The 17,667-nt window shown below is 47.1% G+C and carries 11 protein-coding genes; 7 read left to right on the forward strand and 4 right to left on the reverse strand.

Features of this window, described 5'->3' with window-relative positions; genetic code table 11:
- The first annotated feature begins 320 nt into the window (after nucleotides 1-320).
- The 5 genes from R3D00_06950 (at nucleotide 321) to R3D00_06970 (ending at nucleotide 5,486) form a co-directional block, all read left to right on the forward strand.
- The gene (locus R3D00_06950; GenBank protein MEZ4772901.1) at nucleotides 321-839 is read left to right on the forward strand and encodes a hypothetical protein; all 519 of its coding nucleotides are present in this window, start codon (nucleotides 321-323) and stop codon (nucleotides 837-839) included.
- Between the two features lie 35 nt (nucleotides 840-874).
- Nucleotides 875-1,036 (forward strand): T9SS type A sorting domain-containing protein, encoded by a 162-nt coding sequence (locus tag R3D00_06955; protein MEZ4772902.1) that lies wholly within the window; start codon nucleotides 875-877, stop codon nucleotides 1,034-1,036.
- 178 nt (nucleotides 1,037-1,214) lie between these two features.
- Nucleotides 1,215-1,598, forward strand: a complete 384-nt coding sequence (locus R3D00_06960) for a BlaI/MecI/CopY family transcriptional regulator (GenBank protein ID MEZ4772903.1) — start codon at nucleotides 1,215-1,217, stop codon at nucleotides 1,596-1,598.
- 20 nt (nucleotides 1,599-1,618) lie between these two features.
- Nucleotides 1,619-3,643 carry a M56 family metallopeptidase gene (locus tag R3D00_06965; protein MEZ4772904.1) on the forward strand — a complete coding sequence of 675 codons (2,025 nt, stop codon included), beginning with the start codon at nucleotides 1,619-1,621 and terminating at the stop codon, nucleotides 3,641-3,643.
- 334 nt (nucleotides 3,644-3,977) lie between these two features.
- Nucleotides 3,978-5,486 carry a T9SS type A sorting domain-containing protein gene (locus tag R3D00_06970; GenBank protein ID MEZ4772905.1) on the forward strand — a complete coding sequence of 503 codons (1,509 nt, stop codon included), beginning with the start codon at nucleotides 3,978-3,980 and terminating at the stop codon, nucleotides 5,484-5,486.
- A gap of 144 nt (nucleotides 5,487-5,630) precedes the next feature.
- On the opposite strand, the gene R3D00_06975 is transcribed toward R3D00_06970, so the two are convergent.
- From R3D00_06975 to R3D00_06985, 3 genes are all read right to left on the reverse strand, one after another.
- Nucleotides 5,631-11,264: an FG-GAP-like repeat-containing protein gene (locus R3D00_06975; protein MEZ4772906.1), complete on the reverse strand. Its 5,634-nt coding sequence runs from the start codon at nucleotides 11,262-11,264 to the stop codon at nucleotides 5,631-5,633.
- Between the two features lie 651 nt (nucleotides 11,265-11,915).
- A complete protein-coding gene (locus R3D00_06980) occupies nucleotides 11,916-12,722 on the reverse strand; it encodes a hypothetical protein (GenBank protein ID MEZ4772907.1) in 807 nt (268 codons plus the stop codon).
- A 384-nt stretch (nucleotides 12,723-13,106) separates the two neighbouring features.
- Nucleotides 13,107-14,414 carry a T9SS type A sorting domain-containing protein gene (locus tag R3D00_06985; protein MEZ4772908.1) on the reverse strand — a complete coding sequence of 436 codons (1,308 nt, stop codon included), beginning with the start codon at nucleotides 14,412-14,414 and terminating at the stop codon, nucleotides 13,107-13,109.
- Between the two features lie 281 nt (nucleotides 14,415-14,695).
- Between R3D00_06985 and R3D00_06990 the strand changes: the two genes are divergently transcribed.
- Together R3D00_06990 and R3D00_06995 are read left to right on the forward strand one after the other, a co-directional pair.
- A complete protein-coding gene (locus R3D00_06990) occupies nucleotides 14,696-16,195 on the forward strand; it encodes an aldehyde dehydrogenase family protein (protein ID MEZ4772909.1) in 1,500 nt (499 codons plus the stop codon).
- An 83-nt stretch (nucleotides 16,196-16,278) separates the two neighbouring features.
- On the forward strand, nucleotides 16,279-16,653 hold the full coding sequence (locus R3D00_06995) for a DUF779 domain-containing protein (GenBank protein MEZ4772910.1): 375 nt from the start codon (nucleotides 16,279-16,281) through the stop codon (nucleotides 16,651-16,653).
- Here the strand turns inward: R3D00_06995 and R3D00_07000 are convergent, their stop codons facing one another.
- Entirely contained in the window at nucleotides 16,654-17,601 is a 948-nt protein-coding gene (locus tag R3D00_07000) for an AraC family transcriptional regulator (protein MEZ4772911.1), read from the reverse strand. It abuts the gene before it with no gap.
- Nucleotides 17,602-17,667: the final 66 nt, after the last annotated feature.

Genomic DNA, 17,667 nt, shown 5'->3' on the forward strand with positions numbered 1-17,667 from the left:
TTTTGTTGTGAACAAAAATGATTCCACCGACATTATTCGTATTACCGACGGTCGTTTTGACGTGCGGGTTTGACCCTGTCCGGTTTTTTTAACGTACAGGGCTTAACCACAAAGAGATTACTTAGTGTCCTTTGTGCCTTCTTCGTGTACTTTGTGTTTCAATACGAGGCTTAGCCACAAAGGTCTCACAAAGGGCACGAAGGGGTTTTTTAAAAATAATCGTTCAATAATCATTTTCTGTTATATCCAAATATTTTATTAAATCCCCTTGACAATTTACTCCCCTGTGTATATTGTCCTTCGTATAACCAATACCCGCCATGAAAGTGATTTTTCTTTTTTTTCCGTTTTTGTTCCTCACCGCCTGCGAGCGTGAGGCCCCGCAGCCCCCTGATCCGCTGGATCTGCTGCCTCCTGCCACACAGACGGGTGAAAATACCCTTGGCTTCCTGCTCGATGGAGAGCCTTGGCTGCCTAACCGGATTTTTCAGGGGGATTATCGGAAGAGTGATGGAAGGTTTAATATTCAAACACGAAACGAAAAATACGATGAGAATGGAAATCCTATTGGAAGCACATTCTCTATTGGCTCAATTAATACTTCATTATTGAACGAAGGTGATTATCAAATAACTGAGTACGGTAATCTTTCTGCGGGAATTTATTTTTTAGTGGGGTGCTATTATGTTTCCTTTTCTGATGAGCCGGGACTGCTTGATATTACTCGACTGGATACTTTTGTACGAATTATATCGGGTACTTTTCACTGTAAAGTTATTAGCGAAGATTGTACCGATACTTTAAATATTACCCACGGACGTTTCGACGTTTCTTTCTGATTCTTGAATTTCTTCCTTTAACATAACTCATCACCATGCGAAATCTCATGATTCTCGCCGTACTTTTTGTGCTGGCGCCGGGACAACTACGTTCTCAAATCACCACCTACCATGACACCCTCCCCGCCGGGATGTATCTCGTACGGGTTTTTACCGGTGAGCAGATGCGTACATTTAAGCTGGTGATTGTGCGGTGAAAAGCTGTAAATGACAAAATAAAGAGGCTGTTTCAGAAATGATACTGCCTCTTTTTTCTTTCCCGCAAATTTTTTTCTTCCCCCCAACTTGCATTTACGAATCTTTTCGTATATACTTGTATTACGAATTTATTCGTAGTTTGGGTGGTGGCCACACCCGCAACCAAAAAATAAACCAATGACAAAACCCACTAATGGCGAACTCGAAATCCTCCGCATCCTCTGGGACCACGGACCTTCGACTGTTCGTTTTATCAATGATCAGTTGAGTACAGACAAAGAGGTTGGCTATACCACCACGCTCAAACTCATGCAGATCATGTTTGAAAAAGGCCTGCTGGAACGCAGCAGGGACGGGAAGACGCATATTTATCACGCTTTGGTCTCCGAAGAAGATACACAGCGTCAGTTACTTGACCGGTTTCTCGACACGGCTTTTCAAGGTTCGGCCATGAAACTCGTGATGCAGGCCCTGGGCAACCACAGCACAACTTCTGAAGAACTGGATGAAATCCGCAGGTTTCTCGATGACCTGGAAAACAATCAAAAGAAAGGAGTATAATCATGATTTTCCCAAATAATATGCTGACAAATATTCTGACAGAAGCTCTGGGATGGACGCTTCTGCACTCGCTCTGGCAGGGTCTGGTTGTCATGACCGCCCTGGGAATTCTCCTGACCCTGATGAAAGGCCGTTCGCCCGAATCACGGTATTATGTGTCTCTCCTTGCTTTGGGAGCAATGTTTGCCTGGATTGTGGCTACCTTTTTTGCGCAGTACAATACCATTTCCGACCAATACTTTCTTGCCGGGTATGCAGCAGAATGGTCGGGCGATTTTTCAGAAGATTTTTACGCAGCAGATGGAGTGAGTCCGGAAATTAGCTTTTCGCTATGGTCATTTTCCGAAAAGATTCGTCCCTTTATGCCCTGGATTTCGGTAATATGGGCAGCCGGGTTTATGTTTTTTACTGTCCGGTGGGCTGGTGGCCTGTACCATATCCATCAGTTGCGGTCCAATGGTATAAGACCGGTCGCCTACGACTGGCAGCTCAAGGTCAATAAACTGTCTGAACGGCTGGGCCTTACGCGAACCATTACGCTTTACGAGTCTTTTCGGGTATCAGTGCCCATCGTGATTGGTCATCTGAAGCCGGTGATATTGTTGCCAGTAGGGATGTTGAATGGGATTTCTCCTGCCCAGCTTGAAGCCGTGATTGTCCATGAACTTGCCCATGTCAGGCGCAATGATTTTGCGGTGAACCTGCTGATTTCGCTGGTAGAATCCATGTTGTTTTACCATCCGGCGTATTGGTGGATATCTTCGCACATTCAGGCCGAGCGGGAACATTGCTGTGATGATCTTGCCGTAAAATACTGTGGCGACCCACTTTCCTACGCCAAAGTATTGGCTGATCTGGAAGAAAACCGTTTGGAAAATATGCGTTTGGCTATGCAATTGGTTGGCCGGAAGAAATATCTGCTCAGAAGAATTCGCCGCATTGTAGTTCCCGAAGCCAGTGAGCCACAAATTCAGGGTAAATCTGTCTTTGGCCTGGTGCTGGTCATCACCATGACTGCCATTGCCTGGCTTTCTCCACAGACCGGAAGAACCTTTGGGACAAACTATGCAGAGGAAATGGATTATGATTTTCCCATCCTGGCTTCCATCCCTTCAGTACCGGGCATGATTGGCTATCCGGAATTTTATGCAGCGATCGACACACCACCACCAGGAACAGAACCCCTGGATGAGCCTGTAGGCGGTTGGGGAGAAATGCCGGAGATGCCCGAGATGCCCGAGTTTCCGGAGTTTCCCGACAATTTTTACAGCTCAGCACTGCCAGACAGCGCAGCTATGGCGGAATTCAAGATGTCGATGCAGCAGTTTCAGGAAGAGCAGAAAGAATGGGGCCGTCAGGTAGGAGAATACTGGAGAGAATATGCCCAGCAACTCAGCGCACAAAGTAATGTGTATGCTCATGCGGAATCGAGCAGAAGACTGGAGCATGCTTTGGAAAAACTGGCTCAGGCAGAAATCTACGCAAACGAAGACCAGATCAGAGAATTGGCGGAAGCACAGGAGCGGCTGGCGGAAGTCCGGGAAAGGCTAGCGGAAGACAGAGAAGGCCGTTCAGAAATGCAGATTGAGCGCGATCTTCAGCGAAGAGAAGAAGACATTATCCGCCGGCATGAGGAAGCCAAAGAGCGGGAACTGGCAGCATTGGAACGTGCCCGTGAGATGCAGGAGCGCCAGAGAGAAATACAGCTTCGCCAGCAAGAGATCATGGAGCAAAACCGCGAACGCATGCGGGAGGTGGAGGAAAAGGTAAGGCGTGATCAGGAAGCGCGGATGCATGAGATGGAAGTGAAGATGAAAGCGATGCATGAAAGGCATGATTCTATGAAAAAAGAGCTTCAATCAGAACTGCGCCGCGATGGACTGGTTTCTTCAGATAATGGAAAAGTGAAAATCAAAATCAGCGAAGATTCCTTTAAAATCAACGGGCAGAAGCTCACAGAAGATCAGGAACGCAAATACCGCCGAATATTAAAGAAGTATGGATTTAACGCGGGAGATGAAGGAACCCTCCAGTTTGACTTTTAATTCACTTTGATGATTTTTATTACATGGCTGATATTTGCTCCGGCAGGTATCAGCCATTATTATTTTTGAACTATTCCGCAATCCGAAAAGATCAAACGCGCTAATTTTTATTATTGACGAAAATATACCCACGTTAAGGTATGGCAAGAAGGCAGGTGGTACAACATTTGCCTTAAACCTTACATCAGAACATACCCAATAGCAGACTTTGTAGAGAGACAGAAAAATAGAGTATAACGCGAGATTGACTTGGCGAATGAGAAGGATATTGTTTACAAATGACTTGCCTGTTGCTTTAAAATTACCACGAATAGTAAAAAAAGGATTGACGTTAATGTGTGCATTTGGTCTGGGGGGCCTTGTGCAAATTCATGCACAGGGCACCTGTCCTCCAGGTGGATGTAAGGGTCCAAACCTGATTTCCAACGGAAACTTCGAAGCAGAAATCACGGATCCCAACAATCCATTGGTAAATTTCACTTCCGATCTTTCCTATATTGTATGTCCTCCGCCCAGCACGCTGGATTTGTGGGGGCGCATCACCATACTTAATGACCCTAATATTTGTTATTTCGCGTGGAATGGAAATGACCATACCTACGACAATGGCGACGGCCATATGCTGGTGGTAGATTTTCCGGCACAAAATCCTGATGGCAGCAATAACTTTATGGATATCTGGGCTACGACGGTTACGGTTACCCCCGGACAAACGTATTGTTTTGGTGCCTGGTACAAAAACCTGAATACGGCTGCCGGCGTTTCCCGCCCTCGCTTCCGATACATGGTAAATGGTACGCTGATTGGATTTTCTCCCAATCTTCCCGACGACGGACAATGGCATTATTTCGGATACAATTATACAGTACCAGCCGGAGTCAGCACCCTCAATATATCTGTTAAAAACGGAAAGTGGGGTGGAGGCGGAAATGACCTGGCCATGGATGATGTGGAATTTCGCGAGGTTCGTACCGGTTATAACCCACCCATTGCAAATGATGACCAGGTGATTATTCTCGCCAATACAGGCAGTTACCCGATCAACGTACTGGCAAATGATCTGGGAAATAATCCCGGATTTACGCCCGGCGCTTCAGATATTTCATTGAGCAGCGTGCCTCCTTCTACAGCAGGAAATGTATCGATCATGCCCTCCGGTCAGATTGATTTTGCACCTGCTGCCGGATTCACCGGAGATGCCGTGTTTAAGTATGAAATTTGCCACCCGTCTGGTTGTTGTACAGAAGCTATGGTAACCGTGAGCGTGGACAATATCCTTCCTGCAACCATAGAAGATTTCAAAGCACAGTTGGTGTATTCGGGTGCAAAACTTACGTGGGCTACAGTGGAGGAAGTAAATAGCCAGCGATTTGAGATTGAGCGTTCGGTGGATCTTGTACGGTTTGAGAAAGTAGGGGAGGTGAGAGGTGCCGGGTTTGCCACCGATCGTACGGAATATGAATATACAGATATGCAGGTACAGACGTTGGGCGCAGCCCGTGTGTATTATCGTCTGCGGCAGGTAGATATGGATGGGCGGTCGTCTGCAGGAAAAGTGGTGGAAATAAGTGTAAGCGGCGAGGCGGGTTTGGAAGTGAAAGCCTATCCTAATCCAGTGGCAGACGATGTGATTAAGGTGGAAATCGGAAGTATTTCCGATGCTCCGGTAGTCATTCAACTGATCAGCATTAATGGTCAGGTGGTGCGTAGGCAGATGCTGCCTGGAGTCAATGGTCGCCGAGTGGTGAAGATGGATGTAAACGGACTTTCCGGCGGTATGTACCTGCTTTCTGTTTCTCAGGGTAGTGAGTCATTTAGCCAAAGAATGGTGATCACCCCCTGATTTTTACGAAATTTTTCTGATATCTCCTTCCGGATATTTTTCAGTGGCTGTCCCTATACGGGATGGCCTTTTTTTATATAAGCAAACCGGAGCCGCCTTTGCAGGTCTGACCCCGGTTTGAATGTATATAAAGTGTCGGAAGGATTATTCTTTCATAAACCGCTGTTGCAGTTCGATTTCATCACTTCTAAGAATAAATTGGTACATACCTGACGGCCAGTGGGTCACATCCAGAGAAATCAGTTTTTCACCATATGTATTCTCAAAATCTTTTTGCCAGATCTCTCTTCCTTGCAGGTCAAAGACAAAGAGACTCAAATAGCGTGAATCGTTTGTAAGAAAACGGATTTGAATATCTTTACTGCCCGGGTTGGGATATACCTGTAAAAAAGCATCCGAATGGGATACCCACTGAATCTCCCTGATGTTGCTGAACGTATATGCCCCCCCGAGGTCAACGATTCGGAGTCTGTAATAGACCTTTCGGGAATGGTTTGCCGGTACGTTCTTATCGAGGAAGCTGTAAAATTGGCGGGTACTGCTCTTGCCAGAAGCGGGAACTTCCCCGACTGCAATAAAATTTCTGGAATCCACAGAGCGTTCGACAATAAATTTGTCAGTATTTTCCTCTGAAGCGGTCATCCAGCCGATATAAGCATCATTGTCTTGCCTGACGGCATGGAAGTCAAGCATTTCTACGGGCAGCGTTCCACTTACTTCAACCTGCAAACCACCGCCGGAAAAACCGCTGATACTGTTGAATTGAACATAATGCAATCCTCCCTCAGTACCGTAGGCAGCAGGGGAAAGTTCTGTATAACCCGGCCGGGCAGATAATCCATCGGCAGCGGTAATGTCACCGTTGTTCCAGGTGTCATCAACCTTAAACCATTTTGCCGGTTGAATCGTGCCACCTGATGCTGTGGCAAAACTCGAAGCAGAATCTGCCATTGCAACTGAGTCCGCAGGGTCGAAATAGAACCGTACATTCACATTTGCAGTCAGACCGGCATCATCCAGTGTGCGCACAAACCAGTCTCGCCCCATGACAAAATGCCCCTGTGAGCCGGAGGTAACAATCCGGTTTAATGCTTCTTCGCGACGCAATTCTACATAGTCAACTCTGGTCGTATTGCTGCCGTGAGCGATGGAAAACAATACCTTATCCGGCTCAATGGCGGGATAATAGTAGGTATAACCTGCTGACACAGCATCTACACAAAAGTTGGTGCTGCGAATCGTGCCGGTAGTTGCTCCGCTAAATACGTGCTCACCTGCGCTGAATAGATAATGGGTACCTGTAACCGGGTAAACGAGTACAGGACTCAGGCTGCATCCATCGCCGTCGCGCCAGTCAGGCTGGTTGGCAGCGCCACCGTTGTTTGGAAAAATATCTTCAGGTGTTGAGCCCGTACTGGTTTTACTGTCTGTATAACCCGTGCCATCAAATCCATTGTCTGTGGGAGGTGTTGTCCCAACGGTCTGATCTGTGCTTTCCACACTGTTGTTGTCATAACAATCGAGGAGACCGTCATCATCTGCATCGGCACTGCAACTCAGGTCGCTGGAAACATCTCCGTCGTCATACCCATCCCATGCCTCATCGGCATCGGGAATGCCATCGCCATCGGAGTCTGTATCGAGGTAATCGGCATAACCCGAACCGTCTGTATTTTCCGGAATGAGGAAGTTGCCACCGTCGTATTCGTCGAGTATGCCATCTCCGTCTGTATCAGTGATACCTGAAACTGTGTAGCCGGAGGTGGTTTGTGCTTCCATATTGTCGAGGATGCCGTCATCGTCTGCATCCACATCGGCAAAACTGGGGTGAACGTCACTGTCCGCGTCATCGCTGTAGGAGTCGGGGAAATTGTCCGCGTTGATGTCTGCCCCGGTTGTCGTGATGGCTGTTCCGCCGTCATCGGCATCGAAGGTATCGGAATAGCCGTCACCATCAGTATCTGCAAATGCACCATCCACGATGCCGTCATGATTTGCGTCTGTTCCGCCTGATTCTGTAATGTCTGCAATGCCGTCGTTGTCTGTGTCGAGGTCGATATAGTTGGGAATACCATCGCTGTCCCAGTCTGGCCACATGCCGTTGTCGCCTCTTGCGTATGCTATGGCGCCATCGCCGTCGGCAAGACCATCGTTTCCTGTGTCCGTACCTGTGGTTTTGATGAGTGCTACACCATTTGTGCCCGTACCGGCCGGGCCATCGCTGGCGTTGCTGTCCCAGGCATCTGCCAGCCCGTCGCCGTCGGCGTCGGTGGTGATGTCGGCAAGGCCGTCTCCGGTAGCATCTACTGCTCCGACTTCAATCACATCAGGCACACCGTCATTGTCTGAATCCAAATCAATCCAGTTTGGGATATTGTCTCCATCGGTATCAATATCTGTGATTGCGCCACCGTGCTGATACCCTACGCTTGCGTCCTGGTCCGCCAATCCGTCGGTATCCGTGTCAGTTCCGTTGGTTTGTACGAGCGCGGTTCCGTTACTACCGGTTCCTCCGGGGCCGTCGTTTGCATCTGTGTCATAGATGTCGGCAAGTCCATCTGCATCCACGTCTGTGGGGGTATCCAGATGTCCGTCGCCATTGTTGTCTATACCTCCGGCTTCGATGATATCGGTAATGCCATCGCCATCTGTGTCGAGATCAAGGAATCCGGGGATACCATCTCCGTCAGGATCAGTATCTCTGCCATTGCCGTGAGAATAGCCAATGCCGGCATCGTCTGCTTTACCGTTTGCGTCTGTGTCAAAACCAGTTGTCTGGGCCAGGGCAGAACCGTCTGTACCGCTGCCAGAAGGGCCGTCGCTTGCATCGCTGTCATAGACGTCGGCAAGGCCGTCGCCATCTGTATCGGTAGATACTGCCGCATCGACTCTGCCGTCGCCATCGCTATCCACACCTCCGGCTTCAATGATATCAGGCATACCATCATTATCTGCGTCGAGATCCAGATGGTTGATGATACCATCGTTGTCTGCATCTGCGTCATTACCTTCACCATCGGTATAGGAGTCCGCCAGCCCGTCAGATCCGCTGTCAATAGCCAGTATTAAAGGATCAGTTCCTCCACCTGCATCAGTACCAAAAACACCGTCATCGTCAGAGTCAAATACATCTGCGAGGCCGTCTCTGTCCTGGTCAAGGTCATTGTCAGGCTGGCCATCTCCATCAGCGTCAAAACCTCCTGCCTCAATGAGGTCGGGAATACCATCATCGTCAGAATCGAGATCTGCATAATCTTCCAGTCCATCATTGTCTGTATCCGGATAAGGCATCGGTGTGCCACTGGTGAATGCGCCCCCGGCATTGTCATAGGTATCACACCATCCATCTGTATCGGTATCGGTCAGTGAGGCCGGGTCGGTTGTAATCGCAAAACAATCTACGAGTCCATTTCCCTCTGCATCGGAGCCTCCGGCTTCAATCAGGTCAGGGATACCGTCATTGTCGGAGTCGAGGTCAAAGGCATCGGGAATACCGTCGCTGTCGCGGTCATAGACATCGTTTACCCCGTCCCCATTATTGTCGTTCCACGCTGGAAAACTGGCTGTAATATCATCGTTGTCCATATAGTTGGGAATACCATCGGCATCTTCATCGCCGGTAGCATCAAACCCCGTATCACCATCTTCCTGTGTATCGGGAATGCCGTCATTGTCAGAGTCGAGATCCAGAAAATCGACTACACCGTCCTGATCTCTGTCGGGTTCAATGGCGCAACCCGCATTGATATAGGCGTTGGTGATATTGTTGGTATAATCACATTCCCCGATATAAGTTACCGGGAAATCCAAACTGAGATCCAAAGGCAATTGAGCCGTTGCGAACCCTGTGTCATTGAGTACAACAAACAGATCTCCGGGAAAATCACCCGAAGTGAAGGGGATGTAAAAAGTCATATTTTCATAATTCCCTTCATCTACGGTCACGGTAGTCATGGCAGTATCGAGAAATATACTGCCCGACACCCTGGGATTGCCCAGATAAAAGGCTACTGTAGCACCCGCCGGAAATTTTCCATCGCCGGTATTGCCGATACGGACGATGATGCCCAGGGAGTCGTTGCCACATTTTGAGTTGTCGGAGCCGAGAATATGCGGCTGCACATCCGGAGCCTGGAAGGCGGGTTCTCCATTTACGAGTCGGGTAGGGGACTGCACGAGAAAGCCGTTTAATTTGGGTACTATCCAGTGGTTTTGCTGGTGTACCGGTACCGTGAGGTCATCATTGATATTGGTACAGAGGAAAGTATGTTGATTCCAAACGGGACGGGCAGGCACCCATGGCTGAAATTTGGACCGGTAAGCGCGGATGAAGTTGTTACCAGAGAACCCCGGGCCGTTTCCAATCTGAGAAGTCAGGACTATTTCTGATTGCCCATCGTCATTGACATCCACGACCAGTGGATAGTCAAAACGGGTGCCGGATTGGGAAACGATTTTGACCAGTTCGTCTCCGGTTGCACCATCATAGACATAAAGATATTCTTCATCGCTATACACAACTTCATTGGCGCCATCGCCTTCAAAATCATAGACCGTACTTCCCGTTCGCTCGGAACCATCATCTGTCACATATGTCCATTTGGCAACCAGCGTTCCGGAAATATTAGTGTCGAGGACTGCGTACACATTTTTACCTGCTGCACCGATTTCCATATACCCATCGTTGTCAAAATCAGCCAGGTTGATACGGCCGCCGGAAGTGGTACTCCCGGTCATTGTATATGTCGTAAACAATTGAGAACCACTGCGAATATCCCACATGGAAATCTTTCCACTAACCATGATTACCGCATCGGGGTCACCATCGTTGTCCATGTCTGCCACGCTCGTAACACCATCTCCCAGCCCTGAAGCCCAGCTTACCGCAGTAAGTCCACTGATACTTGTCAGATCCACGGCATAGCAGGTATCACCGGCAACCAGTTCCAGTCCATCGCAGGGGCTACCGCAAGGGCTGCCTGTAGCAGGGATAATATCTGTGGAACTGAATATATCCACCGGTACTGGAAATGATTCTGTATTTACATATCCGCCTTCACTGCCTCCACCCAGTCCATCGACACCATTTACCAGAAGTACTCCGTCTGAAGCCCGGAATATCTGGTTGCCTATATAGATCTCCGGCTCACCTGAACCATCGAAATTGGCGATGTTGGGTGAATTGTGGCTGGCAGGTACGGTGCTCGCGCTGGTCCAGGTAATTGCCCCGTTATGTTCGGCTCTGACTAGATTTTTTGCATTGTTAACTACAAATATCTCTGCGGTTCCGTCTTCATCAATATCTGCCATTGCCATATTAGAGTAGGAATGTATTCCGTCGGTAATGGTAATGCTGATCTCATGCGAACCGTCTATGCCGCTAAAAATCCGAATATACCCAGGCGTACCCGCAAATTTTCCCAATACTTCCGGATCGCCGTCATTATCAACATCTCCTACCAGTGGTGTATGGCGTTGGTCGATAGGATAAGACACGTCATCGGTTTGCCACACGAGTTCGATCTCAAAGGTATCTGCATTTGCCGGTGGGATAAACTGGCAGTCGGGAATTGGGACCCCATAGTAAAAATCTGCACAGGCAGGCGTACCGCCGCAGTCAGTATCAAAGCAGTCGATGAGTCCGTCACCGTCATTGTCAATGCCATCACCACAATTTATTTCCTGTGAAAAAGCGAAAGATAAACCTGTGAAAAGCAGAAAGACGAGCAACGCTGTTTTGGAAGAGTAAAGAGCAATTCCCCTTCTTTTTGATATCATACTTTCATGAATGGGCTGTGTGAGAGGAGAGGGTAATGCCTGTTTGGGTCTTGAAATTACTTGAGCAGAGTGGATGCGCAACCCTTTTTTCATTATATATTGCGGTTTTGGGGATTAGAATGAATGTCGGGTAAATATCAAATCATTGGGGGAAATAGTAAATATCTAAACATGGATATTTCATACATGAAATTTTATGTATAGGGAAGTACTTTTGGGTCGATCTTTGTCTCGTTAATAGAGGGTTATTAGGTAAATCTTCCATATCCTTCGGATACGGAACAGGCAAAACCCGTGGTGGTTACACTTTTTGGGAGATAAATTATGAAACGAAATCATTCCTGTTGAGGTAAAAAGTGGTTCCAGCCGAAATCTGAAAAGCCTGCGTAGCTATGCTGAAAAATATACCCCAAAACATGTTTTACAGATTTCCCCCCGACCTTTTTCGTATGATGGGGAATTCATCAACCTACCACTTTACGCTGTGTTTGCGCTGGGGAATATTTGTAATGACATTCTGAATCAAGGATAGACGTTTCTCATATCCATATTTAGGTTGATCGGGGATAAAAATATGAAGCGCACATTAGCGCTGAATCAATCTCAGCGAAATGTGCGCTTTGTTTTGGCTTTATATGAAAACTATATTTCTTAATTCATAATCTCCAACCGCATCATCACGATCCCTTTTTTGAGGGTTGCGGCGGCAGTGGTAGCCTTCATCAAATCGTTGACGTTTTTACCCGGATGCACTTTCGCCATGTATTCCTGAAAGAAAGGTTTAAAATACTGCCTCATATCCTTGTAAAGGTCAACGGTTGCATCCTGATAAGGCATATCAGCCCCAAAGGGAAACCATTGCTGCATCAGCACCCATCCTTTGAGTTTTCCGTCGTTGATACGGGCCTGGTGTACGGGCTTCCATATATCCGTTTCCACTTTGACATGATCTGCACTGGTTTTTCCTTCGGGAAAATCAAAATAGTTGAGCACGGTCACAGTGGCGTCAGACATCTCTTTGGCGAAAATCGCATCAGTTACTGCCCAGACCTCTTCCTTGACGATGGTTCTCAGCTCTCCTGTGCGGTTGATTAATGCCATTTCCTCGGCATTAAAAAGTGACTCTACATTGTCCGGGTAAAATGACTTTTCATAAAAATCGGCCAGCTTTTCTTCACCGACATAGGTGTTGCGAGTGATAAAATTAAATTCAGAGTTTGCACCTGCTGGAGAAACCACTCTGAAAAATTCCCAGGAGTCAATCATACCGGCTTTCTTTTTGGCCTCGTGGATTCTTTTCCAGAGTTTTTCGACTTTGATATAGTCTTCTTCCATTCCAGGTGTAGCTTTCATGTAGTTCACAACATGGAAAACCGTGGGGCTGGTGTTTTGGGCAGAACCGGTAACAAACTGGCAAATGAAAATTGCCAAAAGGAGGGAAATAATTGCTTTTCTCATAATTTGGAAAATTATAGTCATGAAATATTGGGGATACAGAAAAGTTGCGATCAGTAATTGAACGCATTAAAAAGCCAAGATTTGCAGGAGGTTGCGCTACTTATGACCAAATAGCATGAGAAGGGAAAAACACTTGTTTCTTAAATGTAAGATAAAATCATGAAAAATCAATGTTTTAGGAATAATTTTTTATTGGAAAAATCAAATTTTTGTTTTAAAAGGATTCGCTATTGAATCATTAGCTTCTTTCTACCTGCTGACAATACAAAATTGCCCATTTCACAGGGAGGGAAAAATACAGGGAAATCCCCTGGTATATACTGGTTTTCCGGTATATACCAGGGGATTTCCCAAGTCCATAGCCTGATTCTATGCTATGCAGATTTAGTATTTTAAAACCCGAATGGCTCCCACTGTTTCGCCTACACGTACTTTTGCAATGTAAACGCCGGGGGAAAAAGTCGCCATATCAAGCGTTATCTCATTGTTTTCGCTGCGGGTTTTCAGCACCATTTGTCCCATTTGATTGTATAGCTCCAGTCCATCAATGCGGGCTTCAGCCTGAATAAAAAACTGATCATGGACAGGGTTTGGGTAATAGGTGAGGTTGGCTTTTAATTCTTTTTCAATTCCTACGGAAGCTGCTGCGCCAAATTTTACATCATCCCAATAATAAACCGAATCAGCGCCAATCGCTACACCGTCTGAACCAAAGTAAAAGAAAATGGAAGCCATGTTGAAGTTATAACTAAAGTTGATGGCCGCAGTTCCTGTGGCTTCGTTGCTAAAGTCAAATTCCATAGTTTCCCATGCATTGGCGAGGGTGGTATTGGTTTGTGTTTCGACGCTACGTGTAGGATCTTTGGCGTCTTCTATTTTCAGGCGGACAGGGATTCCGACTTTTGGGGAATAGACACGAACGTTCATTTTGGTTTCAGTTGGTGATACGGGAATGGACGTTGCGAATCTTGGTACGCCCATTGTCGTTCCTGCCCAGGTTGCAGCTCCCAAAGTCTTGACGGTTTTTGCAACTATATTGCTTCCTCCCGTCGGATCAGCAGACAAAGTAGAAGAGTTTCCGCCAAAATCACTCATCCTATAATCTACGGTCGTATCGTTGAAAGTAATAGGCAGATCAATCCGGGACAGATATGGGCCATCGAAAATGAGCTGTACATCGTCAAACAAAAACGTAAAATTTGCAGAGCCATCGCCTACGGTTCCATTGTCAAAAATAAAAACAAGCTTAGAATAAGATAGCAAGGTATCTATATAGTTATAATCAAAGGTCAGTTCTTCCCATGTATTGGCAACTGTAACGGTGTCTTCTACTTCAAAAAAGATGGCACCATCTGTCAGGTTTTCTGCCTTTAGCACTACGCGGGCGCCAGCGCGTGGGGAAAACACTTTTATTTTAAATGTCCGGTTGACCGAAAAATCGATGGGATTTTCCATTGTCAAAAAGGTGCCCCCCCAGGGATCTCCGACACCTTTGACCATCTGACCTACGTTTGCGCTGGTGTTGATGCCATTGGATTGCGGATTGGCGATGACTGTGGCTACACCTCCGCTGAAGTCGGTGAAGCTATAAACCTGGGTTGTGGATTCAAAGTCGACAGGAAGGGAAAGTCCCTGGGCAAAAGAGAAGTTTGCTCCTAAAAGGAGCATAAAAAATGTACAAAATTTTGACATAATAGATGGGTTAATTCGTGGGTAAGAGCAGCCGTGCGCGGGAAGTCCGAATGCGATTTGCTCATTTATAAAATTGCCATCAAATATGGCCGATACCTAATTTTCTCTCACACCTCCTATACACCACCTCGCCCAAACACTACATTTTGGGTACGTCATATACGATAATGTCTGAGATCGCTCAACTTTGATAGGATAATGCTATCATCTGAATGAATCGTTCTATCTACCTGCATAGTGTATAGTGTAAATTTGAAATATTACTACTAATACTCAGCATTATGACTTATCAAAGACCAACTTTCAAGGCTCGTTATGAAAACTTCATAGGTGGGCAGTTTGTTCCCCCGGTAAAGGGCGAATACTTTGACAACATCAGCCCCATCGACGGGAAAGTGTTCACTCAGGCTGCCCGCTCTGGCAAAGAAGACATTGAAGCTGCGCTCGACGCTGCGCATAAAGCTTTTCCTGCATGGAGCAAATCCTCTGCTGCCTCCCGCGCCAATATCCTCAACAAAATCGCCGATGTCATGGAGGCAAATCTGACTGAACTGGCGATTATCGAAACCATTGACAATGGAAAGCCCATCCGGGAAACCATCAATGTTGACCTTCCGCTTTGTATTGACCACTTCCGTTATTTTGCTGGCGTGATCCGCGCTGAAGAAGGCGGAATTTCTGAACATGACGAGCACACCGTCAGTATTTGCCTGCCTGAGCCATTGGGAGTGGTAGCCCAGATTATCCCCTGGAATTTCCCTCTCCTCATGGCTACCTGGAAAATTGCCCCTGCCCTTGCTGCTGGTTGTTGTACGGTTGTAAAACCCGCCGAGCAGACACCGACTTCGATCATGTGTCTGATGGAACTGATCAAAGATGTGGTTCCCGCAGGTGTGTTAAATGTTGTTTCGGGTTTTGGCCCTGAAGCGGGCAAACCGCTGGCTCAGTCTCCTCGCGTTGCTAAAGTAGCATTCACCGGAGAAACCACTACCGGACGCCTCATCATGCAATACGCTTCTGATAACCTCATCCCTGTTACTATGGAACTGGGCGGAAAATCCCCCAATATATTTTTCCCCTCAGTGATGGATGCCGACGACGAATATCTGGACAAAGCCATTGAAGGCGCGGTTCTGTTTGCGGTAAACCAGGGCGAAGTATGTACCTGCCCGTCGCGGATTCTGGTTCACGAAAGCATTTACGACCGGTTTATGGAAAGGGTAATTGCCCGTACCAATGCCATCAAAATGGGCAGCCCACTTGACAACACAACCATGATGGGCGCGCAGGCTTCCAATGACCAGTATGAAAAAATCCAGTCCTATCTGAAGCTGGGAAGGGAAGAAGGTGCCGAACTCCTTTGCGGTGGCGATGTGAAAAAACTTGACGGCGAACTCAGCGGCGGATATTACATTCAGCCTACGCTTTTCAAAGGGCACAACAAAATGCGCATTTTCCAGGAAGAAATCTTCGGACCGGTAGTATGTGTTACGACCTTCAAAACCACCGAAGAAGCCATTGAAATCGCCAACGATACCCTCTATGGCCTGGGCGCAGGCGTATGGACCCGCGATGCACACGAACTCTACCAGGTGCCCCGCGCGATTCAGGCAGGGCGTGTGTGGGTCAACTGCTATCATGCGTACCCGGCGCATGCACCTTTTGGCGGCTACAAAAAGTCAGGCTTCGGGCGGGAAAATCACAAAATGATGCTGGGCCATTACCGTCAGACAAAAAATATGTTGATCTCTTATAACAAGAACAAGTTGGGCTTTTTCTAATTTTTTTTAATTTCCATCAGGGTTCCTGCATCACTCCTGAGGGAGAGGACTGCAGGAACTTTTTTTATACAAAATCTAAAACAATGACACCACGAATAACCATTAGCGAGGAAGCAAAAGCCGTCGTCAGCCAACTGAAAGCCCGGTTTGGCGAACTGATGTTTCACCAGAGTGGAGGATGTTGTGATGGGTCTCAGCCCATGTGTTTTGAGGTAGGTGATTTTCGTGTGGGAAGCAGTGATGTTTGTCTGGGCAGTATTGAGGGCTGCGAATTCTGGATGAGTAAAGATCAGTTTGAATACTGGCAATATACGCAGTTGAATATCCACATTACCCCAGGCCGGGGGTCGAGCTTTTCACTGGAAATACCGATGGGGTTGCGGTTTATTACCCAGTCGCGATTGTTTACAGATGAAGAAATGGCCAATCTTGCGCCATTGCGTTTTGTTGAGGATTGATTATAGGAGGAGTGGATTATTTTTGTTGTTGAGCTGCTGATATTGTTTGGGGGTGATGCCTTCGAAGTGTTTAAATACGCGGATAAAATAATTGCAGTCCTCAAATCCCGCTTCGAAGGATACATTTTTGACAAACAGATTCCGGTCTTTCAGGAGGTGTTTGGCCAGTTTGATTTTTTCTGAAAGCACCAGTTCCATCGGGCTGATGCCCAGTTCTCTTTTGATCAGCCTGTAAAGGGAAGCGGTACTCATATAAGCGGCATTGGCCAGGTGTTTTACCTCAATCTTTTCGGTCAGGTGTTGTTTGATATAGTCAATCACCTGGATCAGTTGCTGGCTTTTGCCGGTAAGGTCTTCGGTATCCACGGCTTTGAGCGACTGCGACTGAATGATTCTGACCAGCAGTTCCTGCAGGGTCAGGTCGGCAAATATATCTTTGGTAACGGAAGAACTCTGGCAAATCTGAACCAGCTTGTTGATGGTAATGGCCAGTTCTTCGTTGTTGTAGAAAAAATAATTGCGGTCGTCCAGTTGCCAGTAATTATCATTTCCCTCTTTAGGGTATTTTTCGTTGAGATATGCCAGCACCTGATTGATTTTGTGGTGGTCAATGGCCAGTGCCAGACATTGGGTAGGATTGGAGAGCGTGGCTTCGGGGAAATCTATTTCCATCAGTGCACGTGCAGGAACGATGACAGACTCACCCGGCAGGTAGTCAAATTCCGGGTCGTCAAACAGGTGCATGACTTTTTTTCCGCGGAGCATACTGGTGACAACCAGATCGTCAAACTTCAGGGGTACAAGTTCAGACTGTTTATAGGTTTCAAACAGATTGAGTTCGCAGCTTTCGAGATTATAGATGGTGCGGTTTTCGACCAGCGTTTTGAGAGAACCGTCGGGCGTGAGTTGCGGCGCCAGGGGAGTAACCTTTCGTTTGGAGAGTTTCATGCTAAACAGATCGTAGTCCTGTTAAGCAAGATAAACAAATTTTTATTGATTTCCCTATATTCAAGC

Source organism: Bacteroidia bacterium, assembly GCA_041391665.1.
Taxonomy (GTDB): domain Bacteria; phylum Bacteroidota; class Bacteroidia; order J057; family J057; genus JAGQVA01.